At 52.4% G+C, this 25,565-nt stretch carries 24 protein-coding genes; 7 read left to right on the top strand and 17 right to left on the bottom strand.

The window, feature by feature from the left end; translation table 11 throughout:
* Window positions 1–235: 235 nt before the first annotated feature.
* The 3 genes from JYB63_RS11415 to JYB63_RS11405 form a co-directional block, all read right to left on the bottom strand.
* Window positions 236–2,155: a TRAP transporter permease gene (locus tag JYB63_RS11415; RefSeq protein WP_205657984.1), complete on the bottom strand. Its 1,920-nt coding sequence runs from the start codon at window positions 2,153–2,155 to the stop codon at window positions 236–238.
* Window positions 2,156–2,308: 153 nt separating this feature from the next.
* Complete coding sequence (locus JYB63_RS11410; protein ID WP_205657983.1) at window positions 2,309–3,280, bottom strand: TAXI family TRAP transporter solute-binding subunit; 972 nt, start codon at window positions 3,278–3,280, stop codon at window positions 2,309–2,311.
* 373 nt (window positions 3,281–3,653) lie between these two features.
* Entirely contained in the window at window positions 3,654–4,352 is a 699-nt protein-coding gene (locus JYB63_RS11405; RefSeq protein ID WP_205657982.1) for a GntR family transcriptional regulator, read from the bottom strand.
* A gap of 242 nt (window positions 4,353–4,594) precedes the next feature.
* Here JYB63_RS11405 and JYB63_RS11400 point away from each other — a divergent pair, with 242 nt between their 5' ends.
* Window positions 4,595–5,455, top strand: a complete 861-nt coding sequence (locus tag JYB63_RS11400; protein ID WP_205657981.1) for a DUF547 domain-containing protein — start codon at window positions 4,595–4,597, stop codon at window positions 5,453–5,455.
* Window positions 5,456–5,519: 64 nt separating this feature from the next.
* On the opposite strand, the gene JYB63_RS11395 is transcribed toward JYB63_RS11400, so the two are convergent.
* Genes JYB63_RS11395 through JYB63_RS11385 form a run of 3 tightly spaced genes read right to left on the bottom strand, consistent with a single transcriptional unit; the run spans window position 5,520 to window position 8,117 of the window.
* The gene (locus tag JYB63_RS11395) at window positions 5,520–6,410 is read right to left on the bottom strand and encodes an NAD(P)-dependent oxidoreductase (RefSeq protein WP_205657980.1); all 891 of its coding nucleotides are present in this window, start codon (window positions 6,408–6,410) and stop codon (window positions 5,520–5,522) included.
* 23 nt (window positions 6,411–6,433) lie between these two features.
* The gene (locus JYB63_RS11390; RefSeq protein ID WP_243431942.1) at window positions 6,434–7,171 is read right to left on the bottom strand and encodes a class II aldolase/adducin family protein; all 738 of its coding nucleotides are present in this window, start codon (window positions 7,169–7,171) and stop codon (window positions 6,434–6,436) included.
* Between the two features lie 7 nt (window positions 7,172–7,178).
* The gene (locus tag JYB63_RS11385; RefSeq protein ID WP_205657978.1) at window positions 7,179–8,117 is read right to left on the bottom strand and encodes a 2-hydroxyacid dehydrogenase; all 939 of its coding nucleotides are present in this window, start codon (window positions 8,115–8,117) and stop codon (window positions 7,179–7,181) included.
* 217 nt (window positions 8,118–8,334) lie between these two features.
* On the opposite strand from JYB63_RS11385, the gene JYB63_RS11380 reads away from it, so the two are divergent.
* The 3 genes from JYB63_RS11380 (at window position 8,335) to JYB63_RS11370 (ending at window position 12,278) form a co-directional block, all read left to right on the top strand.
* The gene (locus tag JYB63_RS11380; RefSeq protein WP_205657977.1) at window positions 8,335–9,087 is read left to right on the top strand and encodes a sulfite exporter TauE/SafE family protein; all 753 of its coding nucleotides are present in this window, start codon (window positions 8,335–8,337) and stop codon (window positions 9,085–9,087) included.
* A 297-nt stretch (window positions 9,088–9,384) separates the two neighbouring features.
* Window positions 9,385–10,953: a trimethylamine methyltransferase family protein gene (locus JYB63_RS11375; RefSeq protein WP_205657976.1), complete on the top strand. Its 1,569-nt coding sequence runs from the start codon at window positions 9,385–9,387 to the stop codon at window positions 10,951–10,953.
* A gap of 341 nt (window positions 10,954–11,294) precedes the next feature.
* Window positions 11,295–12,278, top strand: coding sequence for a GlxA family transcriptional regulator (locus JYB63_RS11370; protein ID WP_205657975.1), 984 nt, complete (start codon window positions 11,295–11,297; stop codon window positions 12,276–12,278).
* 100 nt (window positions 12,279–12,378) lie between these two features.
* Here the strand turns inward: JYB63_RS11370 and JYB63_RS11365 are convergent, their stop codons facing one another.
* From JYB63_RS11365 to JYB63_RS11320, 10 genes are all read right to left on the bottom strand, one after another.
* On the bottom strand, window positions 12,379–12,762 hold the full coding sequence (locus JYB63_RS11365) for a 3D domain-containing protein (protein WP_243431941.1): 384 nt from the start codon (window positions 12,760–12,762) through the stop codon (window positions 12,379–12,381).
* A 237-nt stretch (window positions 12,763–12,999) separates the two neighbouring features.
* A complete protein-coding gene (locus JYB63_RS11360) occupies window positions 13,000–13,953 on the bottom strand; it encodes an ankyrin repeat domain-containing protein (protein WP_205657973.1) in 954 nt (317 codons plus the stop codon).
* Window positions 13,954–14,114: 161 nt separating this feature from the next.
* Window positions 14,115–16,241 (bottom strand): ASKHA domain-containing protein, encoded by a 2,127-nt coding sequence (locus JYB63_RS11355; protein ID WP_336510876.1) that lies wholly within the window; start codon window positions 16,239–16,241, stop codon window positions 14,115–14,117.
* Window positions 16,177–17,076: a dihydropteroate synthase gene (locus JYB63_RS11350; RefSeq protein ID WP_205657972.1), complete on the bottom strand. Its 900-nt coding sequence runs from the start codon at window positions 17,074–17,076 to the stop codon at window positions 16,177–16,179. Before JYB63_RS11350 ends, JYB63_RS11355 begins: the two co-directional genes overlap by 65 nt.
* A gap of 193 nt (window positions 17,077–17,269) precedes the next feature.
* The gene (locus JYB63_RS11345) at window positions 17,270–17,830 is read right to left on the bottom strand and encodes a DUF1638 domain-containing protein (protein WP_243431940.1); all 561 of its coding nucleotides are present in this window, start codon (window positions 17,828–17,830) and stop codon (window positions 17,270–17,272) included.
* Window positions 17,831–18,022: 192 nt separating this feature from the next.
* On the bottom strand, window positions 18,023–18,724 hold the full coding sequence (locus JYB63_RS11340) for a cobalamin B12-binding domain-containing protein (protein ID WP_205657970.1): 702 nt from the start codon (window positions 18,722–18,724) through the stop codon (window positions 18,023–18,025).
* A gap of 517 nt (window positions 18,725–19,241) precedes the next feature.
* On the bottom strand, window positions 19,242–19,952 hold the full coding sequence (locus tag JYB63_RS11335; RefSeq protein WP_205657969.1) for a glutathione S-transferase N-terminal domain-containing protein: 711 nt from the start codon (window positions 19,950–19,952) through the stop codon (window positions 19,242–19,244).
* Window positions 19,953–20,062: 110 nt separating this feature from the next.
* Window positions 20,063–20,752, bottom strand: coding sequence for a 4Fe-4S dicluster domain-containing protein (locus tag JYB63_RS11330; RefSeq protein ID WP_205657968.1), 690 nt, complete (start codon window positions 20,750–20,752; stop codon window positions 20,063–20,065).
* Between the two features lie 33 nt (window positions 20,753–20,785).
* Window positions 20,786–22,834, bottom strand: coding sequence for a hydantoinase/oxoprolinase N-terminal domain-containing protein (locus JYB63_RS11325; protein ID WP_205657967.1), 2,049 nt, complete (start codon window positions 22,832–22,834; stop codon window positions 20,786–20,788).
* A 161-nt stretch (window positions 22,835–22,995) separates the two neighbouring features.
* Complete coding sequence (locus tag JYB63_RS11320) at window positions 22,996–23,307, bottom strand: DUF1289 domain-containing protein (RefSeq protein ID WP_243431939.1); 312 nt, start codon at window positions 23,305–23,307, stop codon at window positions 22,996–22,998.
* A gap of 340 nt (window positions 23,308–23,647) precedes the next feature.
* Here JYB63_RS11320 and JYB63_RS11315 point away from each other — a divergent pair, with 340 nt between their 5' ends.
* From JYB63_RS11315 to JYB63_RS11305, 3 genes are all read left to right on the top strand, one after another.
* Window positions 23,648–24,043: an MmcQ/YjbR family DNA-binding protein gene (locus JYB63_RS11315; RefSeq protein WP_205658370.1), complete on the top strand. Its 396-nt coding sequence runs from the start codon at window positions 23,648–23,650 to the stop codon at window positions 24,041–24,043.
* Window positions 24,044–24,108: 65 nt separating this feature from the next.
* On the top strand, window positions 24,109–24,552 hold the full coding sequence (locus JYB63_RS11310) for a GNAT family N-acetyltransferase (RefSeq protein WP_205657966.1): 444 nt from the start codon (window positions 24,109–24,111) through the stop codon (window positions 24,550–24,552).
* Window positions 24,553–24,596: 44 nt separating this feature from the next.
* On the top strand, window positions 24,597–25,019 hold the full coding sequence (locus JYB63_RS11305; protein ID WP_205657965.1) for a GNAT family acetyltransferase: 423 nt from the start codon (window positions 24,597–24,599) through the stop codon (window positions 25,017–25,019).
* A gap of 4 nt (window positions 25,020–25,023) precedes the next feature.
* On the opposite strand, the gene JYB63_RS11300 is transcribed toward JYB63_RS11305, so the two are convergent.
* A complete protein-coding gene (locus JYB63_RS11300) occupies window positions 25,024–25,557 on the bottom strand; it encodes a hypothetical protein (protein WP_205657964.1) in 534 nt (177 codons plus the stop codon).
* Window positions 25,558–25,565: the final 8 nt, after the last annotated feature.

The raw sequence follows: 25,565 nt of genomic DNA, 5'->3' as shown, positions 1-25,565 counted from the left end.
GACCCGCTCCATCAGCGGCATAGATAAACATCAGGCAAGCATAAACCTCGGCATACAGACAGATAAGGCCCACTCGATACAATAAACAGTACCCATTCCTCAGTTTTTCCTATGCAGAAAAAAATCAGCCCCGGCAACTCTCTGTATGCCAATACACCCCACATAAAAAGCCCTCATACAGAGGGCTTAAAACATGCGTTGTGCCTACCAGAAAACGGCAGCCAGGAAACGGCTGTCAGGAAATGGCCTCTGCTCTGGAAGCGCTGGCTTTGGAAAACAGATACAACAGCAGGAATACCCCCAACACAGCCGCATCGCGCAGATACACATCAATCCAGGAGAACAGCGCAATGCCAATACCCAAACCGATTAACAACAGGCGAACCAAGATATTCAGATGGCTGGAGAAATATCCGGCAATCCCCGCTGCCAGCAATGAAAGCCCACCAACAATGGCCATCAGATGGGCCATGATGCTGACAAAGCTGCCTTCCATACGCATTTCCGGCACAAACAGATAACTGAAGCCCACCACATAACCGGCAATCGCCATCCGCGACGCATGCAAGCCGGTGAGCAACGGATTACAACGGGCAATAGACGCCGCCGCATAGGACGCAATGGATACCGGCGGCGTAGCGTCCGCAAGAATCGCAAAGTAGAAGATAAACATATGCGCAGCCAGCACCGGCGCGCCGAACTCATTGATCAGCAACGGTGCACCGATTGCCGAGGTAATCACATAAGCCGGGGTCGTCGGTACCCCCATGCCCATCACCAGTGTGACAAACATCAGGGCAATAGCCGCCACCCACATCTGACCGTTAGCAATGTCAGTTACGATGGAACCGATAGAGACGACTAAACCGGTTTTCGTCAGCACCGCCACAATGATACCGGCACCGGCACAGGCGACCGCAATAGTCACGGTATTTCGCCCGGCAGTTACCAGCACATCAAACAACTGTTTAGGGCTGAACCGCTCAGAGGTCAGGGTAACCACCACCAGCGTGGCGACGATCGAATATAGGGCTGACATATGCGGTGAATAACGCAGCATCAACAGCACCACTAGCACCACGATCGGAATCAGCAGATAGAGTTTTTTGAACACTTCAGCGGTGGTTGGCAGCTCGCTGGCATCCATCCCCTTCAGGCCATGTTTGCGGGCTTCAAAGTGTACCGAGACAAAAATCAACGTGAAGAAACACAGCGACCCCAGAATAGCCGCAATGATGATCTCACTGTACGGCGTATTGGTTATCTCCGACATAATGAAGGCACCTGCCCCCATGATCGGCGGCGCACTCTGACCGCCCACACTGGCAGCAGTTTCAATGCCGCCAGCAACCTGAGGCCGGAAGCCGATGCGCTTCATCATCGGGATGGTAAAGGAACCGGTGGTAAATACGTTGGCTGATGCAGAACCGCTCATGGTGCCGAAAAATGCCGATGTCACCACCGCAACCTTCGCCGGACCACCGCTGTAACGGCCGGCAATCAGCTGTCCACCCTGGGTGAATAACTTACCCACACCGCTGGCTTCCATGAATGCGCCATAGGCAATGAAGATCGCCACCATCGTCGCCGCGATACCGGTAATCGAGCCAAACATGCCCTGGCCGTTAAACAGATACAGGGTTTCAATAATCTCGTAATACGGCAGGTCGCGGTAATTGAAAATACCGGGCATATACTCGGTCAGAAACAGATAACCGATGCCCACTGTCACCAGCCCCGCCAGAATCGGCGATACCGAACGACGCAGGGCTTCCAGCAACAGCACCGTTGACAGTGTACCCATCCACAACTCAACCGGCAGCACTTCATCAATGCCTTCCAGACGCAGGTTAATCCGGTCTGCCTCAAGCCAGGAATACAGGAAGGGTAAAATCGACAGCACAAACAGCACGATTGCCGTTGGCCCGGGAATAAAAGGGTGATCCACACTGACCTGATTACGCCGACGCGGAAACATTAAAAACACCAGCGGCACCATAAACATCAGATGCAAAGAACGCTGGGTACGCGGCTCCAGAAATCCGATATAAGCGGTATAAAGATGGAACACACTGGCCGCGAATGCCCACAGCGCAATAAATCGCAGCATCCAGACAGCATAACGGCTGTCCGGAGCAGTCAGATTAGAAAACATAACATCACCCTAAAGCGTACCCGTTGACCGTGCCATTATACCGCTTAACAGCATAAATCAGCGGCGCGACTGCACAGAAGAATCAACAGACGGTGGAGATAAAACGGCCGGGCAAATACCCGGCCGCAAACAGATTATGCAGAGGCTGCCCTCTTACATATAACCCGCTTCTTTGTAGTACTTGGCAGCACCCGGATGAACCGGAGCCGGCGCGTTCTTAAATGCTGTGGCACAGTCAAACGCCTTCATAGAAGCATGAATGCTGGACAGTTTAGCGTTGTTCTCACACAGGGTTTTAGTCACCTTGTACACTGTGTCTTCACTGACGTTTTTGCCCACCAGCAGCGTGGTAGCCATTTTAATGGTATTCGCTGCTGCTACGCCTTCGTAGGTTTCAGCAGGAATGGTACCGCTGAGGAAGCCATACTTTTCATTCAGGCCCTTCAGGGTTTTATCTGAGAAGTTCACCAGATGCATCTTACGGGCCTGACCCATATCGATCATCGCAGCACCCGGCAGACCCTGACCGCCAAAGACGTAATCAACCTGACCGTCTTTGAACTGGGAGCTCATCTCACTGAAGTTACCGTGGTTGATCTTAAAGCCGCGGTCTTTCAGATCCTCGTAGCTGGTGCCAAACTGCTCCATCATCCAGCGGAACGCCTGCTCACCGGAAGAGCCACGCTTAACAACCGCAATGTTCACGTCCTTACCGTTCTTCAGCAGGTCTTCAATGGAGTTGTATTTAGCATTCTCGCTGGCCACCATGTGGTAGAAAATATCTGAGAAGCTCATGCCAACCATCATCAGGTTTTCATGGGGTTTGTTGTTATACAGCACCACACCTTTGCTGGCCTGATAAGAGAAAGTGTCCAGACCCCAGCCAAACTGGCTGATGCCACGGTCGATCTTGGTCGGGTTAGTGGTACCGCCACCCGGTACGATTTTAAGGGTCAGATCAGGATAGGCATCCTTCACCAGGTTAGACACACCGGACGCCATGGTGAACCAGCCGCCACCCAGCTGACCTGAGGTCCACTCCAGCACTTCAGCATTTGCGCTTACTGATACACCCAGCGCAATCGCCGCTGAACAAACTTGATTGAGTATTTTTTTTCTTATCATGGGTCTTCACCGTGTGGCGAGCTTTGCCCGGACAACACTTACTGCCCTGTCATGTCTGCAATTCTTATCGCAGACAGGTAAGCACTGTCACGTTGCAAAATCTCTGTCGTTGTTATTAGAATCTTTCGTATTTAAAACTGTATACAGAAAAAAATATAACACTTTATACCAAAACTTCTCAATCCCTGATCCCCTTCACAAGACAATATAAGACAGCTGAAGAATAAGCGCAGAACAGCACAGACGAATCTGGCTGCCAAAAACAGCAGAATGGTGAAAACGCCTGACAATAACCGGCAAACGGTGGCTGCAGGTTCAGACAAACAAAGATACAGACGGTGCAGACAAAACAGTCTGCACGCCTGAAAAAAGATTACTCGGAGGGCATCTGGCCGGTGTAGATCAGCCCGTAAGCCTGACGGATAGACACTGAAATTTCTTCCCTACGGCGGCTGACATGCTCACCGATCAGGCTGACGGCCTCTTCTTCATTGCGGGCCACCACCGCTTCAACGATGCGCTTATGGCTCGGCTCAAAAACTTTTTCAGAGGTCACATCTATCCAGCGCATGAAATAGATCCGCTGATTAACATTACACAGGGCGTTAACAATCTCTTCGTTATCCGACAACCGTGCCAGCGTCTCATGGAATTTCTGATCAATCTTCAGATTGGCAACGGTTTTATCCTGCTGATAAATCCCGTGGATACCGGCATAAAAGTCAGCAAATTCCTGTAACTGTTCATCGGTTGCCCGGCGACAGGCCAGCCGCACCGCCTGCTCTTCCAGTAACTGCCGGTATTCATACAGGTCAAATACTTCTTTCTCATCCAGTTCGCGGCAAAAGAAACCTTTATTCCGTTCCCAGCGTAACAGTTTTTCAGACACCAGTTGCTGCATGGCTTCGCGCAGCGGGGTACGGCTGACATCCAGCTGCTTGGCCAGCTTACCCTCGTTGATCCGCTCACCGGGGCGAAACTGAAACTTGATCGCCATGTTACTGACGCGCTGATAAATAGACTCTTTAATATCTGCTGACGGCTGCTTCGCCGCGGTTGAATCCGTTGACATGCACTCTCGCTCGAACGTTACGTTCCGAATGGCTCAGCTGCAGTTGTTATATGTAATGCTGTTCTACGCAACCGGAACCCGATAACTTTTTTGCTAAAATACCACACTTGGCTACAGGACAAAGGAATTATTTACACCCTCCGGGTATAAGCAAATGCCTTTAAAATCCAGCCTGTGGGTGAACTTCCCCACCGGTTTCAGTGCCCCAGTCTATGAATCCACACTGATCTGAGGACCCCACTTTGGCCACATACTACCGCAACCGGCTGACACATCTGCTGCCTTTTATACTGAGCCTTTTATTACTTAGCCTGAGCGTCAGCCAGGTGCAGGCTGCCCCCAAAGCAGAGCTGTGGCCTTACTGGCAGCCGGCAGCTACTGCTGAGCGGTCCCCTATACCGGACTTCAGCCCCTGGGAAAACTTTCTCAGTAAATATGTGCGCAGTTATGCAGACGGTCTGAACCGGGTGGATTACGCCAGTGTCACTCCAGCAGACAAAGCACAGCTAAAAGCCCTTCTGAAGCAACTCTCCACCACTGACCCGCGGGGCTGGGGCCCGGCCACCCAAAAAACATTCTGGATAAACACCTATAATCTGGCAGTGGTTTTACTGGTGCTGGACCATTATCCGCTGGATTCCATCCGGGATATCCGCCTGAGTTTCAGCAGCCTGTTTAACGGTGGCCCCTGGGAAGATAAAACTCTCAGTGTCGCCGGGCAGGAATTGTCCCTGAACGATATTGAGCACAGGATTCTGCGGCCCATATGGCCGGATCGCCGGCTGCACTTTGCCCTGAACTGCGCCAGTGTTGGCTGCCCAAACCTGGCCACAGAGATCTACCGGGTGGAAACGCTAGATCAGCAACTGAATGCTGCCGAACAAGACTTCCTGCAAAATAACCGGGCGGTCTTCTGGCAACCCCGTTCAAACACCCTGCAGCTTTCCAGCATCTTTGACTGGTATCAGGTTGATTTTGCCAGCAATGAAAACCAGCTACTCGATTACCTGCAGCAACAGGGCGCGGTCAGCCCTGAGATTCTCAGCACACCGGATCTGAAGATCAGCTACGACTACAACTGGAACCTCAACACCGACAGCTGACAAAAAAGCCCGTTATGCCTGACCGAACCGGCCATGCATAACGGGCTTGCTTATACAAATGCTCTCAGCGCAACAGCTGATCGCTGCGCTCCTCCAGCAAATGGACTACATTCAGGTGCGGTACCTGTGGCCCATAGGCCTCAGTGGCTTCCTGATAGGTTGCATACACTTTATCCGCTAATGTCAGCTCCACATTCAGATGACTGCCCAGCTCAGTAATCAGGCGCATATCCTTAGTAGCCAGGCCCAGCGCAAAAGACTCATCGTAGCTGCCATCCAGCACTTTCGGGATATAGTTATCCACCACATAGCTCTGGGCACAACTGTTACTCAGTACATCACTCAGGGTATGCAAATCCAGCCCGGCCTTAGCCCCCAGCATTAATGCCTCACCGATGCCCTGCGCCACCAGATAGTTCAGATGCAACTGGCTTAACTTGGTCACATAACCGGCGCCGGAGGGCCCCATTCGCACCGCTTTTTTGGTAAAGCTGCCCAGCAAATCCTGATAGGGCTCCAGTACCTCAGGCTCTGCCCCCAGCAGCATCGTCAGCCGGCCTTCCGCCGCACCTTCACTGCCGCCAGTGACCGGCGCATCGATCAGGGTCATATGGGCCGGTGCAGCTGCCAGCACCTGTTGCCATTGCGCCAGTTCGTTCGTGCTGGTTTCAAACCAGCAGCAACCTTCCCGGGCATTCTCCAGAATTCCCTCCGGCCCGTATGCCACTTCGTTTACCTGAACCGCACTGGGTAACGAGGTAAACAGTACGTCGCAGTCAGCCGCCATCCGGGCAACTGACTCACCGTCTGTCGCGCCGTTATCCACCAACAACTGGACTGCGGCAGGATTGAGATCCAGCACCTGTAATTCATATTCATGCCAGCGACAGTGTTCCAACAGGTTTGCCGCCATGCCTGAGCCCATATTGCCCAGACCAATAAAACCGATTTTCATCGCCTGTTACCTGTATCACCCGGTTACTGTTTGTAGGACGGATCCAGCCGGTCGCACTTACGCAGCAGTGCCGGCCATTCATACTTACCCGGCGGGAACGCCTCGTACTGTTTCGACGCTTTTTCCCACAGTTCGGTCGGGCCCGGGTCCAGCTCATAACCGGAGGCTGTCGCCTGCAGGGCAACCTCACACAACCGCACCAGATAATACATATTCATAAAGCACTCACCGGCGGTGGCCCCCACTGTCAGGAAACCGTGATTACGCATCACCAGACAGCTGTTCTCACCCAGATTTTCAGCAATCCGGAAACGTTCATCCGGATCAACCGACAGGCCTTCCCAGTCATGGAAGCCAACTTTGCCGTAGAGCATTGAGGAATCCTGAATCAGAAACGGCAGCTCTTTAAATGCGGTTGCCGCACTGGCGGATTTAGGATGGGCATGGAACACAAAACGGTTATCTTTATGGCTGTCACTCAGGTGAACCGCACCGTGAATGATAAAACCGGCGGTGTTCACATCTTCCGGCCCTTCCAGCACATTGCCCTCTTCATCCACCTTAATCAGGTTAGATGCACAGACCTCATCGTAATACAGACCAAAACGGTGCATATAAAAGTGATGGTCAGAACCGGGCACCCGGGCAGTAATATGGTTCCAGATGGTGTCATCCCAGCCAAAGTAATGGGTCAAGCGGAACATCGCAGCCAGATCAATCCGTACCTGTTCCTGCTGCTGTTCTAATGTCAGTTCGCTCATAGTCATCTCACACTTTATTGTTATTGGTGAACCGGCCGGGTTTATGCAACGGAAACGGCTGCTCTCCCTGCTCAATTCTGTGAATGTTATCTACCACCAGTTTAGCCGCCGAGCGGGCATAGGTGGCACCGGACATATGGGGGGTAATATGAATATCAGGGTGTCGCCATAACGGGGAATCCGCGGGCAAAGGTTCTGTTGAAAAGGCATCCAGCACCGCCCGGGATAAAGGCCCGTGGGACAGTGCATCAATCACATCTGAGTCCACCAGAACTTCCCCCCGGCTGATATTCACCAGCACAGCACCTTCGGGCAGCTGGCCCAACAGCTCAGCATCTATCATATGGCGGGTTTCAGGGGTTAGCGGCAAACAGTTAATAACCATATCTGCCTGCGCCAGAGGCATATCGTCGCCGCAGTAGCTTTCCACGCCAGCTAATTCAGCCTGATGTCTGTCCCAGCCAAGCACCTTATAACCATTAGCTGCAAGACGGCGGGCAACGGTTTTTCCTACCATACCCAGCCCCAGCACCAACACCTTAAACTCTTCACTGGCACACAGATTATGCCGCTCCCAGTGTGCCTGGCTCTGCTGCTGTGCATAAACACCGAAACGGCGGTGAAAATGTAATACCCAGTACAACGCATAACGGGCCATATCTTCCAGCACCTGAGGATCCACCAGGCGCAACACAGGCACATCCGGTGTTGCCGGATCGGCATCCACCGCTTCAGTGCCCGCCCCAAGCAGGTGTATGGCTTTCAGATTGGGATACTCAGCAAGATCTCCGGGAGGGTGATTCCATACCAGTGCATATTCAACCTGCTGACGGCGGGCCGGCGTCATATCGGCGAACAGAAATACGTCCTGCTCAGGCAGCAGCTCCGCCAGTGCGGCCTGCCAACTGGCATTATCATAACCATGGTTGTTCAGCAGAATTGCCATGCCCTTTCCCGTTATCGGTTAATACATCTTATCTACTATTCTCTGCACCAGCCCCAAGAAGTAAAACGAATAATACACCTAACTAATATCGAAATATTCGATACAAGGCTTTCCCTTCTCTCCATAATCCGATCTGAAATACTGGTACTCCAATCCTCCCTGACTTAGTATCAGCGCATGCTTTCTTTCACGTTTTCAGGCCCTTAAGCTACTTATTATGCTGACCGATCCCCTGTTCTACCTGGCAGCCATTCCTGCTGTGCTGATTGTCGGCATATCCAAGGGCGGCTTTGGCGGATCACTGGGAATGATTGCCGTCCCCATGCTTACACTTACGGTTGCGTCTCCCGTGGCTGCAGCCATCATGCTGCCGATTCTGTTCGCCATGGATATTCAGGCCCTGTGGCGCTTCCGGCAGCATTTCGACAAACGCAACCTGAAGATTCTGCTACCGGCAGCAACACTGGGTATCAGTATCGGCGCCCTGACATTTCAGCACCTGAGTGAAAACCATCTGAAGCTGATTATTGGCATCACCTCGCTGCTGTTTTGCGGCAATGCGGTGTTACAGGAACTGCGCAACCGGACGCCGGCTCCCCGTGAGCCGCATATTGGCCGCGGTGCTTTCTGGGGAACTCTGGCGGGCTTTACCAGTTTCAGCATTCATGCCGGCGGGCCACCCCTGAATTTCTACCTGTTGCCGCAACGGCTTAACAAAACCGTATTTGTCACCACCAGTATTATTTTCTTTGCCTGTGTGAACGGCATAAAACTGATCCCCTATTCCATGCTCGGGCTGTTCAGCAGCCAGAATCTGCTCACCTCACTGGTACTGATGCCACTGGCGATTGCCGGCGTCAGACTGGGCGCCCGGTTACACCACGTACTGGACGCAACACTTTTCTACCGGCTGTGTTACTGCTTCCTGTTTCTGGTGGGCCTGAAACTCACCGCTGAGGCACTGCTATAAGCAACTGCACAAAAACGACATATTCACGTAAACCGGTCAAACCCCTACAAAAATCAGGCCTTTGAACGGTCATTTTATTTCGTAATAGTGCTACTCATGGTCGTCTGTGGGATAGACAATGACGCGCTCAAACACGAGCATGTCGCGATCAGGTCAGCCCGTAACCGGGCCGCAAACCATACTCCCGCTTAAGATATGAAATTTCTAGATAGCTGACATAACCCGCCCTAATGCATCATCACGGACAGGGTATGCCAGCCCACGTAATCCAGCATAATCCGAATTTGGAGTAAATACATGAGCGATTCAGAAGGCCCAGTTAAAGCACGTAAAAGTCGTCGTGGTGGAGGCCGTGCGGGTCGTCGTGCTGCAGGAGGTGCTCCGGCAGAGATCGTACCGTACATCACCCGTAACATTCCTTACTACGAAGTGCTTGATGAAGAAGGCCTGGCGCTGATCGAAGCCAATGCTGAAACCATCCTGGAAGAAGTGGGTATTGAATTCCGCGATGATGAAGAAGCGCTGCAGATCTGGCGTGATGCCGGTGCCACTGTTGAAGGTGAACTGGTTAAGTTCCCTCGCGGTATGTGTCGTTCAATCATCCAGGCATCTGCTCCGAGTGAATACGTTCACCATGCACGTAACCCTGCCCGTAACGTAGTGGTTGGCGGTAAGAACACTGCATTCGTTCCTGCTTACGGCTCTCCGTTCGTATACGACATGGATAAAGGCCGTCGTTACGCGACCATCGAAGATTTCCAGAACTTCGTAAAGCTGGCCTACATGGCACCAAGTCTGCACCTGTCCGGCGGTACTATCTGTGAGCCTGTTGACCTGCCGGTAAACAAGCGTCACTTCGACATGCTGTACTCACACATGAAATACTCCGACAAGCCATTCATGGGTTCTGTAACTGCCCCTGAACGTGCTCAGGACAGTGTTGATATGTGTAAGATCCTGTTTGGCGACGATTTCTACGATGAAAACGGCAAGCCAAAGACCTTCATGACCAGCCTGATCAACGCAAACTCGCCAATGACCTTCGACGACACCATGCTGGGTGCTGCTAAGGTATACGCACGTAACAACCAGGCATGTGTTGTAACACCGTTCATCCTGGCCGGTGCAATGTCTCCGGTAACTGTTGCCGGTACTGCGGCACAGACTCTGGCTGAAGCAATGGCCGGTATGGCTTTCGTACAGCTGGTAGCACCGGGTGCGCCGGTTGTTATGGGTAGCTTCGCAAGCTCTATCTCTATGCAGTCAGGCGCACCAACCTTCGGTACACCTGAACCGGCACTGGTACTGTACGTAATGGCTAACCTGGCACGTCGTCTGGGTGTACCGTTCCGTTCCGGTGGTGGTTTCTGCGGTTCCAAGATCCCTGATGCTCAGGCAGCAGCAGAAGCAGCTAACACCCTGGTGCCGACTACTCTGGCAGGTGTTAACTTTGCACTGCACACTGCAGGCTGGCTGGAAGGCGGTCTGGCAATGGGTTACGAGAAATTCGTTATGGATGCCGACCAGGCTGGCATGATGTGCACCCTGCTGAAAGGTGTGGATCTGTCTGAAAACGGTCAGGCCCTGGACGCTATCCGCGAAGTAGGTCCGGGTAACCACTTCCTGGGCTGCTCACACACTCAGGCTAACTTCAAGACTGCGTTCTACCTGTCTCCGCTGACCGATAACAACAGCTTCGAGCAGTGGGAATCTGAAGGTTCCAAGACCATGGAACAGCGTGCCAACGCTTACTGGAAGAAGCAGCTGTCTGAATACCAGGCACCTGAACTGGATCCTGCAATTGACCAGGCACTGATTGAGTACATCGAACGCCGTAAGGCTGAGTTCCCGGACTCTAACATCTAAGCAACCGTCTCAGGCAATTGCTGCCAACGCCGCGCCGGTCACCGACTCGCGCGGCGTTTTTATATCTCCGGCACAGTAAAAACTAAACAGCTAGTTTGCCTGCAGTTTTTCGCATAGCCTCATTAAAAAGTCTTACCTCACAGATGTCGTTTTTTGTTGCATCTGACCGGCAAAACATAGTTAACTTGCCTAAACGCGCCACCCCGTCGACAAGGGTGAAACAAAAGATAATACTAGCGCACCGCCTTCCCCAGCCTACATACCAAATAAAACAAAATGTGGCTTTTTAAGCCATACTGGGGAATAGCAACAATTTGACTTGTTCGGTTAGAGAGGCACGCATGACGTCTGAACAATACCCCGACACACTTACCCGTTTCGGCTTCTTGTTGGTATCCAAATATTCAATGATTGCTATCAGTTCTGCAATCGAACCCTTACGCATGGCGAACCGCCTGCTGGGCAAAAACCTGTTTACGTGGACCATTATTACTGCCGACGGCAATCCGGAACCCGCCAGCAACGACCTGATGCTGGCAGCCGACTGCAGTTTTAACGACATCCCTGAACTGGACATTGTGTTTGTCTGCTCAGGGGTGGATGTAAACGGTGTGTACAACACTGATATTCAAAAGGTTCTGCACAACCTGGCCCGTAAAAAAGTCATCCTGGGTGGCCTGTGTACCGGTACATACCTGCTGGCACGCTCCGGCCTGATGGATGGTTATCGCGGCACCGTGCACTGGGAAAACATTGCCAGTATGCGGGAAGAATTTCAGCAAATGCAGATCAGCGATGAGCTGTACGAAATTGACCGTGACCGTTTCACCTGCGCCGGCGGCAGTGCACCAATGGACATGATGCTGAAACTGATCGCCGACTCCCAGGGCAGTAAACTTTCAGCCAACATTTCTGAACAGTTTATGTGTGACCGCATCCGTGGCCGGCATGACCGCCAGCGTACTCCGCTGCAGGCCCACCTGGGTTCCGGTCAGCCTAAACTGATCGAAGCGGTTACCCTGATGGAAGCAAACATCGAAGAACCGATGAGCGTCGATGAACTGGCCAAGCTGGTGGGCATATCTCGCCGTCAGCTTGAGCGTCTGTTCCAGAAGCACCTGAATTGCGTTCCTACCCGTTACTACATGGACCTGCGCCTGAACTGCGCTCGCCGCCTGTTGCTCCAGACCGATAAATCCATTGTGGATGTATCTCTGGCCTGCGGCTTCGTATCTGCGCCGCACTTCAGTAAGTGCTACCGGGATTTCTTTGGCATTCCGCCACGGGGCGAGCGCCATTTGAAACAGGCCAGCAACAGTAAGTAATCTCTCTCAACGGAACTGATCTACCGGACAGGACGTCCGAAATTTTTCTTATTCTTCCCCGCAACGCAAACTTCCTGTTACGATCTCTCAGAAAGATTCTTTATTCATCTTTGATCCAATAGATCGTCACTTTCCGCTTACCCCATTGCAGGGCTTTATTCCGGTCTTCACCCATATAGATATCGATCTTTTTCACCCAGCGCTGGTTCATTTTATCCAGCACCCGGTATTCCCCTTCAAGGCCCTCTATTCTCACTTTTGTATTATGCGTAAGCCCCGCTGCGATTAAATCACGGGATACCGCAATAGACTTCATGCCGGGTTTTAAAGTATCCCCCCAGGCAGCCAGAGAAGGCGTACTGTCGGTTTCTCCGGGTGTAGAGGTGTAAGCAGTCGCGGTGACTTCCATTGAGCTCTCACCGTTACTGCAGCCGCTCAGCATGAGCGCCAGTAACCCAACCAGAAAACCTGTCCGAAACGTCATCTTATTTCTCTCATTCATCGTTATATCCGCATACCCTGACAACTTTTCGACTGATCCGTTTACCCATACCACGTCTGTTTGTAGCTGCAACACTTTATAACAGACAAAAAAACGCCGTCTTAACGGACGGCGTTTTCTGCAAACTCACTCAGTTTAAGATACCACCGGCATCTTAAACCTCAGCTATACACTTCCACTTTATCAATAGCGACAGTCATAGAACATCAGCTCAATGCCTCACTGTAAAGCGTAAGTTTCCAACAGCCTAAGCACATCCACTCGCTCAGCTGCTTCAGCCGCATCTTTAATATATTCACCACCAGGTCTGGCTCCCGCTTCTAATAACATGCGCACCAGCTCTGTCGAACCACCCAGAACCGCATTGTATAGCGGCTCTTCTTCTCCGGATCGCCTGTTCGGATTGATGCCCAGTTTTAACAAGGTTCTTACCTTATCAACATCATTAAAACCCGCAGCTACAGCCAGCTGTCGAAACCCTGTAGCCTGGGCATATGTAGACTGAAGATCCGGCTTAATTTCCGGCAGTTCATCAGGATCAAGCTCTCCCAGCAAGATAAGATTATCTTCCGTCACTTTATGTGGCAGGACTCTCAGGTTATATTTCGCTTTTCGCTCAGGGTCCGCTTCAAAAAGCCCTCCCAAAGTCCCTTTAAGCACCCGCCCGGCCGCATCAAAGTATGTAGATGAACACGGATCCGTAAAAATCGCACCTTCCGGTTCACTACCAGTTTTATACAATAAGTTACAACCTGTGAGTGGGCTAACGGTTGAAACCACCAGATAGTTTTCATCCAGCGAGCGAAAGGCCCTCGATTTAGCCAGCGCCAACCCCTGCTTGTACAACCGGGCACGCAACAACGTCCGATACGAAAAAATACTGTTAAGGATAGACTCTTCTGACCAAAGGTCCTGATCGTCAGCCAACAAAGCAAAATCAGCTTTCCGCAGATTACGCAGATCTTCCTCTGTCCGGTGTAAAATCATAGGATAAGTGCCGGCCCAATCCAGGAATATAGCCATCCCCCGGGGAACTTCATTCATATTCACCTTAACCGGCTCTGCAATTTCCTGTCGTAACTTATCTACAGAAACTTGCGGATAGTCATCAGCAACACTTACTCCGGCAACAACGCACAGAACACATACTAAATATTTTATTAACCTTAACAATTCAGCCTCCTTACTAAAATCAGCACGTTACCAGCAACAACTGTTTCTGTGCATCATCACAGGTTTAACTAAAAACTCAATATCCTATTAATATCACCAAACCAAAAAAAACGCCGTCTTAACGGACGGCGTTTTCTGTTACAGACTTGTTATCTGTATGATCACTCAGCTTCTGCTGCCGGACGGGGCCTTGCCCGGCGACGGCCACGGGAACGCCCGCCACCGGCTGCCTGGGTGTCAACCACCTTACGCTCAGGCAGATTAACTGCCTTGCTCAACTCAGCAAAATCATCGCTGCCGTGTGGCAATGCCATGGCTGCAACGAAGTGATCCTGGAATTTAGCTTCCAGCGCGGTTTCGATCTTCTCAACGCGACGCAGTACCCGCTCGATTTCATCACGCTTGAAACGGTCCAGCAGCGCAATACGCGCACCGGTGCCGGCAGCGTTACCGATCGGGCCAACGTTTTCCAGATCACAGTCAGGGATCAGACCCAGGATCATGGCGTACTTAACGTCGATGTGTGAACCGAACGCACCGGCCAGGCCGATCTTATCCACGGTCTTCACACCGAAGTGATCCATCAGCAGACGGATACCGGCATACAGCGCAGCTTTCGCCAGCTGAATTGCCCGCACGTCATTCTGGGTAATCGCCAGGGTCTTCTCGCCTTCAAACAGTACATAAGAATATGTACGGCCTTCAGCAATAATCCGCGGTGACTTTTCAGCCATTGCCGGATCAACCACACCGTTCACATCCAGAATACCCGCCAGGAACATTTCGGCGATGACTTCGATAATGCCGGAGCCACAGATACCGGTTACCCCGGTCTTTGCGACACTTTCAGCAAAACCTTCTTCATCGGACCACAGCTCGCTGCCGATTACCCGGAAGCGTGGCTCCAGAGTTTCAGGATCGATACGTACACGTTCAATTGCACCGGATGCCGCACGCTGACCACAGCTGATCTGCGCACCTTCAAAGGCAGGGCCTGTCGGGCTGGAAGCAGCCAGCAGACGGTCTTTGTTGCCCAGTACGATTTCAGCATTGGTACCCACGTCAACCAGCAGGGTAACGTCGTCAACCAGATCCGGACGCTCGGCCAGAATAACACCGGCGGTATCTGCACCAATGTGGCCCGCGATACACGGCAGGACAAACGCCCGCGCCTGCGGATGCATTTCCAGATCCAGCTCTGCTGCTTTCAGGGAAACCGCCCAGTCAGTGGCCAGCGCGAATGGCGCCGAACCTAACGGAGTCGGATCAATACCCAGCAACAGGTGGTGCATAATCGGGTTACAGACGATGGTAATTTCCAGCAGATCTTCCACCGGTACGCCGGCTTTCTTCGCCGCCTGCGCCGCCAGTTCGGATAAAGCTTCACGTACCACCCGGCACATGTCTTTATCACCACCTTCATTCATCATCACGTAGGAAACCCGGCTCATCAGATCTTCGCCGAAACGGATCTGAGGGTTCATTACCGACGCTGAAGACACCACATCACCGGTGGTCATATCACACATATGTGCAGCCACAGTGGTGGAGCCCAGGTCGACAGCCAGGCCATAAATTTTTTCTTTCTTACCTTTCCAGACAGCGATGATATCCGCCTGTTCGTCATCGTGGTGGTGTACCGCCACGGTGATTTCACGGGTTTCGCTTTCCAGGGCAGGTTGCAGCTGCTGAATCACAGCCAGTTCAGCATTGGCATGCGGAACATCGAACTGTTCGAACAGGCCCTGCTGCAAACGGCGCAGATCAGAGGCAGGTTCGTGCATATTCGGAGGGGTAACAGTCAGGGTATAAAGTTTCACTGCCGGATCGAGGCGAATGTCGATGTTAGCGGCTTCTTTTACGATATGCTGTTGGTGCATCTGGCTCTCAGATGGTACATCAATAACCATATCGCCAAGAATTTGTGCTGAACAGCCCAGACGACGGCCTTTCAGCAACATCTTCTGGAACTTTCGCTTCTCGGTTTCAACCTGAGATGGCGGGGTAATATTTTCCGCCAAAGAAGAGATGCCGTGCTTGGAGAACTCGCCGACACTCTGTTGAATCTGACAGCGGCCGCAGATACCACGGCCGCCACAGCTTGACTCCAGATCAACCCCAAGCTGCTGAGCAGCCTGGAGGATTGAAGTTCCGGTAGGAAACTCGCCGCGCAGCCCGGTAGGGGTAAATACTACCGTGGCCATCTCAGCGGTCTTCTCTACATTAGGCACGGCGACGGCGACCACCGGCACGACGACCACGACCTTCACCTTCAGCAGGCGCTTCACGGAAACGCTGGATCCAGTTCATGCAGTCAGGGTCACGGCCCATCATTACGTCAGCGCCCAGAGTAGCAGCGATAACTTCAGTGTGCATTGGGTTAGCAATCGCAGAGGTCATACCCGCCTGGATAGCCATAGACAGGAACGCGCCATTGATGCCGTCACGGTTAGGCAGACCGAAAGAGATGTTAGATGCACCACAAGTGGTGTTTACTTTCAGCTCAGTACGCAGACGGTGGATCAGTTTAAATACCTGCAGACCGGAAGAGTTGATTGCACCGATTGGCATAACCAGCGGGTCAACAACAACGTCGCATGCAGGGATGCCGTAATCAGCAGCGCGCTCAACGATCTTCTTAGCAACGTCGAAACGTACATCAGGATCCTGAGAGATACCGGTTTCGTCGTTAGAGATAGCAACAACAGCTGCACCGTGCTTCTTAACCAGCGGCAGTACACGCTCCATCTGCTCGTCTTCACCGGTTACAGAGTTAACCAGCGCCTTACCCTGGTATACGTTCAGGCCGGCTTCCAGCGCTTCAACGATAGAAGAGTCGATACACAGTGGCATGTCAGTGAAACCCTGAATCAGCTGGATAATTTCAGCCAGAATCTTCGGTTCGTCTGCCAGAGGGATACCTGCGTTTACGTCCAGAATGTGAGCACCGGCAGCGATCTGAGCTTTCGCATCAGCTTCTACACGGCTGTAGTCACCTTCTTTCATTTCCGCAGCCAGGACTTTACGACCGGTCGGGTTGATGCGCTCACCGATGATAGTGAACGGGCGCTCGAAACCGATGACGGCTTCTCGGGTAGCGGAACTGATAATAGTATCGGTCATCTTGCAAATATCTCCTGGGATAATTTTTAGACTGTCAGGTCCGGGCGCCTCGCCATCAAAAAATGCCCGACAGTTTATTGTAAAGCCGAAATTACGGCATCATTCACACGATCAGCAAGCAGCTTTTGGCTACCTGCCATTCAGCCGGTTTATTCAGAACCGGCCAGCCAGACTCCTATACGGAACCAGGCAGTTAATCTTTCAGCTCCACCGCGATACGCTGGTTAAAGCTTAGCAGTGCGTCACCCAGAACACCGGTGCCGCCATAATAATATTCGTATTCCAGACCCAGCTTATCAGCCGCCTGCCTGGCCATCTCCTGCAGCTTGGGATCGTTTGTCTGGGCAATATAGAGGAGTTTTTTGTAGTGTCCGAAGTACATCGGCATCAGTTCAGGCTTGTCTTCAAGCCCCATGCCGCGGATCACTAACCGGTCAAAATGACGGGTAAGAAAGTCGGTCAGGTAAAACGTACCCAGTTCCGCTTCATTAAATTGCTCGAAGACCTCACCGCCACTGAAGAACTCGTAGCAATGACTTCCCGGCACCCGTTCAACCCCTTCTGCTTCCAGCATGGCATCCAGCTGTCCGCCGGTACCACAGTCACCATAAGCAACGAAGATCTCCTGATCTTTTGACTTGGCAATATCGATCAGGTGTTTAACCGCCCCGGTAATCTGCTCGGGGTAGTTATGCAACTCTGCAGTAATACACTGCGGTTGCAGATGTTCCCAGCCATTTGCTTTGGAAATCATTGTGATTTCCCTGAGCAGGGCGGAACAGGTAATAACAACTGCCGGTGCGTCTGGCTGGTTGGCGCTGGTTTCAATTACCTTTTCAAATGAACTGGTAAAATCGTCAACCCGGTTAGTCCGTCTCGCTGGCCTACGACTGGTCCTTCTCGTCCGCATCGCAAAGCCCTCCGGCAGTTTTTTACTTCTTCGAGATTAAGCTGCGCGACGTGCCGCAACCATCTCTTTAGCCATATCAACAGCAACCGCTGCGTCACGGCAGTAACCACATGCACCTACTGCATCGCCGAATTCCTGGTTCAGTGGCGCGCCGCCTACCAGTACGATGTAGTCGTCACGGATGCCTTTCTCTTTCATGGTGTCGATAACGACTTTCATGTAAGGCATGGTAGTAGTCAGCAGTGCAGACATACCCAGGATATCCGGCTTATGCTCTTCCAGAGCGGCCAGGTAATCTTCTACAGGGATGTTGATACCGATGTCGATTACTTCAAAACCGGCACCTTCCATCATCATCGCTACCAGGTTCTTACCGATATCGTGGATATCGCCCTTAACGGTACCGATAACCATTTTACCAATAGACTCAGCACCGGTTTCAGCCAGCAGAGGACGCAGGATAGCCATGCCGCCCTTCATTGCGTTTGCTGCAGACAGTACTTCAGGTACGAACAGAATGCCGTCACGGAAGTCGATACCGACGATAGTCATACCACCAACCAGTGCTTCGTTCAGCACGCGGTCAGGGGCCCAGCCACGCTCCAGGAAGATTTCAGTTGCTTCAACAACTTCTTCCATCAGACCGTTGTACAGGTCATCGTGACACTGTTCTACCAGCTCATCATCGGGCAGCGTGGACAGATCAAGTTCTTCATCATCATAGTATTCTTCAGACATTCAGCTAACCCCAATAACATTAGTTTTTTAGTATGTATCAGACCTTCTGTGAGGTCTGAATTTATATATTCATGTTGCCCAGTACTGAGCCAGGTGCTCCGGTACTGTTAACTGTTTCCGGCCATCCTGTTTTAAGGATAAAACCAAGACCCGATTTTGTAACATTTTCTGCGTAGCATCCTGACAAGAAAAACGCTTTTTCGTGTCATAAAACGACCTTCGCAAATAGCCATGTGACTCAAACAGGCAAATCAGTCGGCAATATAAGGGCTAAGAGTAGGTTCACAACTGTGCTGCTGCTAATATTTTCGCGACACAAAGTTACTGGAAAGCGACACAAAAAGTCGCACCCATTTTTGGCTGAAAAATGCACGAAATAAAGCAGCGCAAAAGCGACACTTTATGATCTGCAACCGACTACCCGATCGATCTCCCGGCTGTATCCAAACATCTGTTTTCCACTGTATTTTTTCGCTTTTGTACCAGCCCGCCCCAAAGACAGGCTCTGGCGATCAACTCAGCCGGTAATCATGGCCGGGGGCAAATCCGGCGGATCAGGATAACGCAGTAAGCCACCGAAAACCGACTGATCAGCAATACTTCTGGATACCGCAGGAAACTGTTCCATACGGGTCAGGAAATTATTCAGCGCCGGCAGGCTGAGAAGTTGTTCTGAGTCGATTGCCTGCCCTTGCGGATACAGAGCTGACCAGCGTGCCAGACCCGCCAGATAAAAATCACAGACCGACAATTCTTCACCCAGCAACCAGCTTCCGGAAGCATGCTTCTGTAACTCATCATTCAGCAATGAAAAATGCCCGAACACTCGTGCTCTGATTTTGCTCAGAAAATCCTCAGGTGAGGTTCCTTCAGGCCGGTAACGGTCAGAATAAAACTGCACCCGCAGATCCGCATGCAAGGTATTGGAAAGATAGAACATCCACTGTAAACAGCGTGAGTACGCCACGGCATCATCGGCCGCAGGTACCAGCCGGCCATATTTCTGCCCCAGATACAGAGCAATGGCTGCAGTTTCAAATACGGCATGTTCGCCGTCCACCAGTGTGGGAATCAGCCCCTGGGGATTAAGCTTCATGTAACTTTCGCGACGGTGCTCCCCCTGCCCCCGGTTCAGCCAGCAAAGCTCATAGGGTGCATCCAGCTGTTCCAGAATCATCTGAATGACAAGATTGGCACTGTCAGGCGCACTGTATAATTGATAACTCACTGCTATTCCTCCCTAAAACACCAGTATTCCCTGCAGAATACTGGCTGCGTATAGCCGCATCTGTTCCTGATGCGAAACCGGAGTGAATCAGGTGCGACCTGAACGGCTGATCAGTTGGTATTTACCCGCACAAAGACCTCAGTATGAAAAGCCGCCTGCGCTGCAGGATAGAGATACTCCTCCCCCACCGGACACGCTCTACGGGCCGCACAACCATAATGATTACAGGGATGATCCGGCTCAGCGGCCAGAAACTCAGCACAGGTTTTATAGAGATATTCCTGACCGGTAAATGCATCTACCGGACAAGCAGAGAGACAGGGCTTTGCGCAGCCGCCACAGGGTGCTGCGGAAGCAAACGCATCCGTCGTCACTTCAGCAGAAACCACCTCAGCATCAGACGTCAGCAAGGCAAAACGGTAAGCATGCCACAGCCCGTATCGGGGATGTAACGCCATTCCCAGCGGCGAGCTGTGGCAGGCCCGGGCACGCTTCGCCCAGGTGACAAACGGCCAGTGCGGCGGGCCACCAAAGGGAAACAACGGGGTCACATCGAACTTGTCAGTAAGCTGCTCAGCAACCCGCTGACTCCAGCGGTCCAGAGGATTATCCTCACCGTCAGCATATTCTGCAGAAGCGCTGAACACCGGCCACATTTCCTGGCCGGCGTTGCCAATCAGTAACAGTTGTCGGGCAACAGATCCCCCGGGCAATGCCGGCAGCCGATCTTCTTCGTCGACCTCCAGCACCCCGAGAATTTTCAACCCAAGCTCAGCAACCTGCTGTTGCAGATCGGACATACGCACCTCCGCCGGCCCTCACGCCGGATGAATTTATGCGCTGCAGGCCTCCGGTGATTCCGGCAGGTCCAGCACATTACAGTCAGGGCGGCCGCTGGCTGTGGCGGTAATCTCACAATCCAGGAACAGCTCCCCGTCGATATCATGCTTAATATGGTTATCACTGCGGCTCAGGGATATTTCAATCGACTCAGCACCGGCTTCCTGCGCCAGGCGGGTTGCCAAATCGGTTACCAGCTCTTCCGCACAGGCAACGGCTTTCTCAAGATCGCTGAAGCGTTTAGGCTCACCCTGATGGTACAGACAGAACACCCCGAACGTCGGCTGAGAAATAGTCACATGGGCACGCTGTACCACAGATCCCATCACCGCACCGACAGCATTGGCTACATTGCCATGCTCCGGCAGGTGCAGATCCAGACCGATCTTTTTCGCCACACTCGGATAATAACTGGCAGCCGGTGCGCCCACAGCCACCAGCGGATAACCGCTGGCAAAGTCCACTTTAAACAGCGGATTGCTGGACTCTTCTTTATTACCGTCCAGTACCAGGTCAGCCAGCAGGCCAGCCAGGCTTTTCGCCTTGGCACCGCTCATCTTACCGGTCTGATGCAGGCCGGACTCAATCAGCACATGACTGATCTTCTTGATCACCAGCTCATACACTTCCTGACACGGAGACAGAGCATCCCCCGGCGGCCAGGTGCCCATACCATAAAGATTACGTAACTGGTTCGCCCAGATCTTGGCTGCAATCTCAGCAGTTTCCTTACACCAGTGCTCACTCAGCCCCAGTACATGGGATGCATCGGACGGTGTAAAGCCACTGTAAATCGCCAGACCTGCCCGCTGCAGACGCGCCAGCGCCCGTGCCAGATGGCGGTTTTCTTCCACCGCCGCATCCAGCTCGATAGGGCCTTCACCCAGACGTTCCCAGGCGTAGGCCTCATCCGGTGTCAGGTTAGACAGCATCTCTTCGTTACTTTCCAACCGCATCACAAAGCGGTTGTTCCGGGCATTCGGATAGGCATTCAGCTGATGCAGCAAACGTTCTTTAACCCACGGGTATTCTTTACCCAGCAGACACATTGGCACAACCCGGCGCGGCCCGATCGCAAAGCCTTCACTGGTACTGAATGCCACCTCACTGTCGCCACCCAGACCAATGGCATAAATCCGTACCGCCTCAACCATTGGCTGCCAGTCGCCAACACGGGCACCGTCGGAACACAGCTCCGGCTTACCGTCGGTCACAATGGCGATATCGGTGGTCGTGCCGCCCATATCCGCCACAACCGCATTCTTCAGGCCACTTAAGGCACAGGCCCCCACCACACTGGCGGCCGGCCCGGATAATACCGTTGCTACCGGCTGCAATAATGCGGTCTGAGTATTTACCAGCGAGCCATCACCTTTCACGATCATCAGCGGCGCATCAATTTCATGCTCGCCAACGATCTGCTTCAGAGCTGTAATCAGTTTCTGAATGTAAGGTACCATCCGGGCATTCAGTACAGCTGTCAGGGCCCGCTGAGGTGCTCCCAGGCTGCTGGCAAGCTCGTGACCACAGGCCACCGGCTTACCGGATAGTTCATTCACCAGATCCCGTAACTGAATCTCGTGGCTGGCGTTCCGGGTACCGAACATACTGGAAATCGCAAACGCAGAAACCTTGTCCCGCTGCTCCAGAATAAACTCCCGGGCCGCTTCAAGGTCCAGAGGCTCAGCTTCGTCACCGGTTGCCCCGTGACCACCGGCCATAATCAGAGCGGCATCGTCGCTGACCATATCCATCAGGCCACTCTTATCCACCTGACTCTGGGTATAACCCGGCAGCATCACACAAACCGGCGCCCCGTGGCCTTCCACCACAGAGTTAGTGGTCAGGGTGGTAGACAGCGCGATCAGGGTAACATCCGTCAGATATTCTTTTGGCAGGCCGGACAGGGCATTGCCGATACCAATGGTCAGATCATGTCGTGTGGTCAGGCTTTTAAACGTTGCCACAATTTTATTCTGATCATTCATGATGACCGCATCGGTATACGTACCACCGGTATCAATACCTAAACGAAACGCCATAGTTTACCCCTGAAAAAATAGTCCATCCGACGCACCACAATTCCGGCTGTACACAGCCGCCGCAGTGCTGGAATTCAAACAAAACGGATTGCGCTCAGTGATGCCCTGGCATGCATCACTGGCAAAGAAAATATCGTGACCGAAAAATTAAACGCGAAAATTTACACCTTTAACCGGCGATTACGGCCACGGCGACCACTGGCACCACCGGCTGCACGTTCAGCCTTACGACGCTCCAGCAACTCGGTTACCCGGCCCTTCAGCTCGGTTTCAAGCGTGGTCTTTTTCGCAGCATCAAACATCTGCCAGTCATCAATTTCAACTTGTGTACGACCGCAACCGAAGCACCAGCCGGTATCGCCATCTGCAACACACACGCCCATGCAGGGTGTCATCTCTGCTTCAGCAATCAATTGCTCATCAGATTTCTGTTCACCGTCGGCTTCAGCGATCATTGCCTCATCGATTTTCATTATAATTATCTCTTGTAGCACAGCATTAAAACGGCAATAGGCCATAGAACGTTTTCGTCAGCCGGCATCACCGGGCTGACAGGCTTCTAGATACCTCAATAATAATAGCAAAGCAAGATGCCACAGGAGGCGTGTCGCTTAAGCGTTTAGAGAGGTCACAAAAAGCAAAGAAAATACCCTGAAAAACCCTGCATACATAAAGGAAATACGGCGTAAACAGGCAGGAATACGACAACCGGTATATTCATCAGCCGCCAGCATTTTTTGCCTGTTAACGGCAACCGTGCAGCCTGAATATGACTGGGTTAGTATGTAGGCAATAATCAGGAGCACAGACATGATGGACTACAACACAACCCGCGATTACCTGCTCGGCCGTCCGGAAGCAGCTGAAGATTTTCCGTTCTATCCGGATGTTGCCGTCTTCAAAATATGCGGCAAGATGTTCGCGACCCTGTCGATGGATAAGGCCGATGACGGCACACCCGTCCCACATATGAACCTGAAATGTGATCCACAGGAAGCTCAGATGCTGCGGGACATTTTCCCCGCGGTTAAAGCCGGTTACCACATGAATAAGCGCCACTGGAATACAGTCATTCTCGACGGTTCCGTGCCCGACGGCGAAGTTCAGCGCATGATCGACCGCTCCTACGGGCTGGTCGTCAAAGGCCTGACCCGCAAACAACGGCAGCCACTGGAACTGAAATACAGCCCTGAAGAGCTGTACCGCTGACAACGTTGCCACCGGTTACTCCCTGAACAATACTTATTTAAAAGCCATTATCACAGGACGATCCAATGAACATACGGCCCATGCATATCAGCGAAGCAGACTATGCCTCCGAGCTGATTATGGCCGCATTTTTCGACACGGTTGCCCATACCCTGCCCCGCCATGGGATTGAAAGTTTCAGGGACATCGTATCCGCTGACTCACTGCGGCAGTACCAGAAAGACGGTGCGTTATTACTGGTCGCAGAAGAAGAACATCAGGTGGTGGGACTGGGGACTATCAAGGCCGGGCGGCATATCGGTTTACTCTTTGTTGAACCACAGTTCCAGCGCAAGGGAATCGGACAGGCACTGGTAAAAGCGCTACTTGAACACCGCGAGGCGGATACAGTCACCGTCAGGGCATCGGTTCCGTCCATCCCCGCTTACGAACACTATGGCTTTCATATCTCGGGACAGCTGGAAGAAAGTGCCGGTATTATTTCCCAGCCCATGCAACGGGACTTCTGACACCACTGACAGTCCCCCGGCTTAATGGAATGAGTTGATAACCTATGAAAATCCGTCCTTTCCGCACAGCTGATCAGCCATCGGTGATTCAGCTGTGGACAGACTGCGGGCTGGTGAAGCCTCAGAACGATCCGGCTAAAGACATCCACCGCAAGCTCACCATACAGCCGGAGCTATTTCTGGTCGGCTGCGACAGTGAGGGCAATATTATTGCCAGCATCATGGGCGGCTATGAGGGCCACCGGGGCTGGATAAACTATCTTGCGGTGCATCCTGACCAACAGCGTAAAGGCTACGCCCGGCAGTTAATGGATAACATTGAAAAACGTCTGCGGGAGATGGGTTGCCCCAAGATCAACCTGCAGATCAGGGACACGAACCGTGAAGTCATCGCTTTTTACCGTGCCATCGGCTATCTGGAAGATCCGGTGATCAGCCTGGGCAAACGGCTGGAGAAAGATTCATAATCCTTCAGCCATCAATGCTGCATAATTTCGAACGGCCTTCCCGTACCGATACACAGAAGTAGTGCTCTGCCCGCTCGCAGTAGAGGGTAATTTCCCAGGGCTTATCGATATCCCCTTCAACCGGCACGGTAAAACCATCAACAATAAAATACTGCTGCCAGTCATCCGGCAGCGTTTCCTGAAACCAGGTCTGCCACCCCTGGGCAACACCTTCCTGTGCATAGGGCAGCAACAGACTCAGATTGCCCAAAAACCGTTTACTGAATGCAATTTCCGCATCTGAAGGATAGGCCTCAGAGACCAACTGATAATTATCCTCCGCCACCACACTGACCACGCCGTCAGCCAGACCGGATACCACATCCTGTTCCGCTTCCCAGCGGGTATGCCCACCCTCAGGCAGGAGAAACAAACGGGTAAAATACTCGTGCTCGGCGTTGGTGACTTTTCCAACCGAACGGCCGCGGTTAAAGATCGCCAGAATAAACCCTGCGCTCATCGCAACCACGAGTAAAATCATCAGAAAGTCTGCATTCATGTACGCGC

The organism is Aliamphritea spongicola, from assembly GCF_017051665.1.
Lineage (GTDB): Bacteria > Pseudomonadota > Gammaproteobacteria > Pseudomonadales > Balneatricaceae > Amphritea > Amphritea spongicola.
The sequence above is the reverse complement of the archived record's forward strand: the minus strand, read 5'-3'. Positions and strand labels throughout refer to the sequence as shown.

Bases quoted from the DNA above. Each gene is read 5' to 3' on its own strand.
- JYB63_RS11395 (WP_205657980.1), bottom strand. From the start codon at position 6,410: ATGAAAATCGGTTTTATTGGTCTGGGCAATATGGGCTCAGGCATGGCG.
- JYB63_RS11310 (WP_205657966.1), top strand. From the start codon at position 24,109: ATGAACATACGGCCCATGCATATCAGCGAAGCAGACTATGCCTCCGAG.
- JYB63_RS11340 (WP_205657970.1), bottom strand. From the start codon at position 18,724: ATGTCTGAAGAATACTATGATGATGAAGAACTTGATCTGTCCACGCTG.
- JYB63_RS11370 (WP_205657975.1), top strand. From the start codon at position 11,295: ATGACGTCTGAACAATACCCCGACACACTTACCCGTTTCGGCTTCTTG.
- JYB63_RS11415 (WP_205657984.1), bottom strand. From the start codon at position 2,155: ATGTTTTCTAATCTGACTGCTCCGGACAGCCGTTATGCTGTCTGGATG.
- JYB63_RS11320 (WP_243431939.1), bottom strand. From the start codon at position 23,307: ATGAAAATCGATGAGGCAATGATCGCTGAAGCCGACGGTGAACAGAAA.
- JYB63_RS11380 (WP_205657977.1), top strand. From the start codon at position 8,335: ATGCTGACCGATCCCCTGTTCTACCTGGCAGCCATTCCTGCTGTGCTG.
- JYB63_RS11405 (WP_205657982.1), bottom strand. From the start codon at position 4,352: ATGTCAACGGATTCAACCGCGGCGAAGCAGCCGTCAGCAGATATTAAA.
- JYB63_RS11325 (WP_205657967.1), bottom strand. From the start codon at position 22,834: ATGGCGTTTCGTTTAGGTATTGATACCGGTGGTACGTATACCGATGCG.
- JYB63_RS11390 (WP_243431942.1), bottom strand. From the start codon at position 7,171: ATGAGCGAACTGACATTAGAACAGCAGCAGGAACAGGTACGGATTGAT.
- JYB63_RS11305 (WP_205657965.1), top strand. From the start codon at position 24,597: ATGAAAATCCGTCCTTTCCGCACAGCTGATCAGCCATCGGTGATTCAG.
- JYB63_RS11315 (WP_205658370.1), top strand. From the start codon at position 23,648: ATGGACTACAACACAACCCGCGATTACCTGCTCGGCCGTCCGGAAGCA.
- JYB63_RS11375 (WP_205657976.1), top strand. From the start codon at position 9,385: ATGAGCGATTCAGAAGGCCCAGTTAAAGCACGTAAAAGTCGTCGTGGT.
- JYB63_RS11330 (WP_205657968.1), bottom strand. From the start codon at position 20,752: ATGTCCGATCTGCAACAGCAGGTTGCTGAGCTTGGGTTGAAAATTCTC.
- JYB63_RS11345 (WP_243431940.1), bottom strand. From the start codon at position 17,830: ATGATTTCCAAAGCAAATGGCTGGGAACATCTGCAACCGCAGTGTATT.
- JYB63_RS11410 (WP_205657983.1), bottom strand. From the start codon at position 3,280: ATGATAAGAAAAAAAATACTCAATCAAGTTTGTTCAGCGGCGATTGCG.
- JYB63_RS11385 (WP_205657978.1), bottom strand. From the start codon at position 8,117: ATGGCAATTCTGCTGAACAACCATGGTTATGATAATGCCAGTTGGCAG.
- JYB63_RS11350 (WP_205657972.1), bottom strand. From the start codon at position 17,076: ATGACCGATACTATTATCAGTTCCGCTACCCGAGAAGCCGTCATCGGT.
- JYB63_RS11300 (WP_205657964.1), bottom strand. From the start codon at position 25,557: ATGAATGCAGACTTTCTGATGATTTTACTCGTGGTTGCGATGAGCGCA.
- JYB63_RS11365 (WP_243431941.1), bottom strand. From the start codon at position 12,762: ATGACGTTTCGGACAGGTTTTCTGGTTGGGTTACTGGCGCTCATGCTG.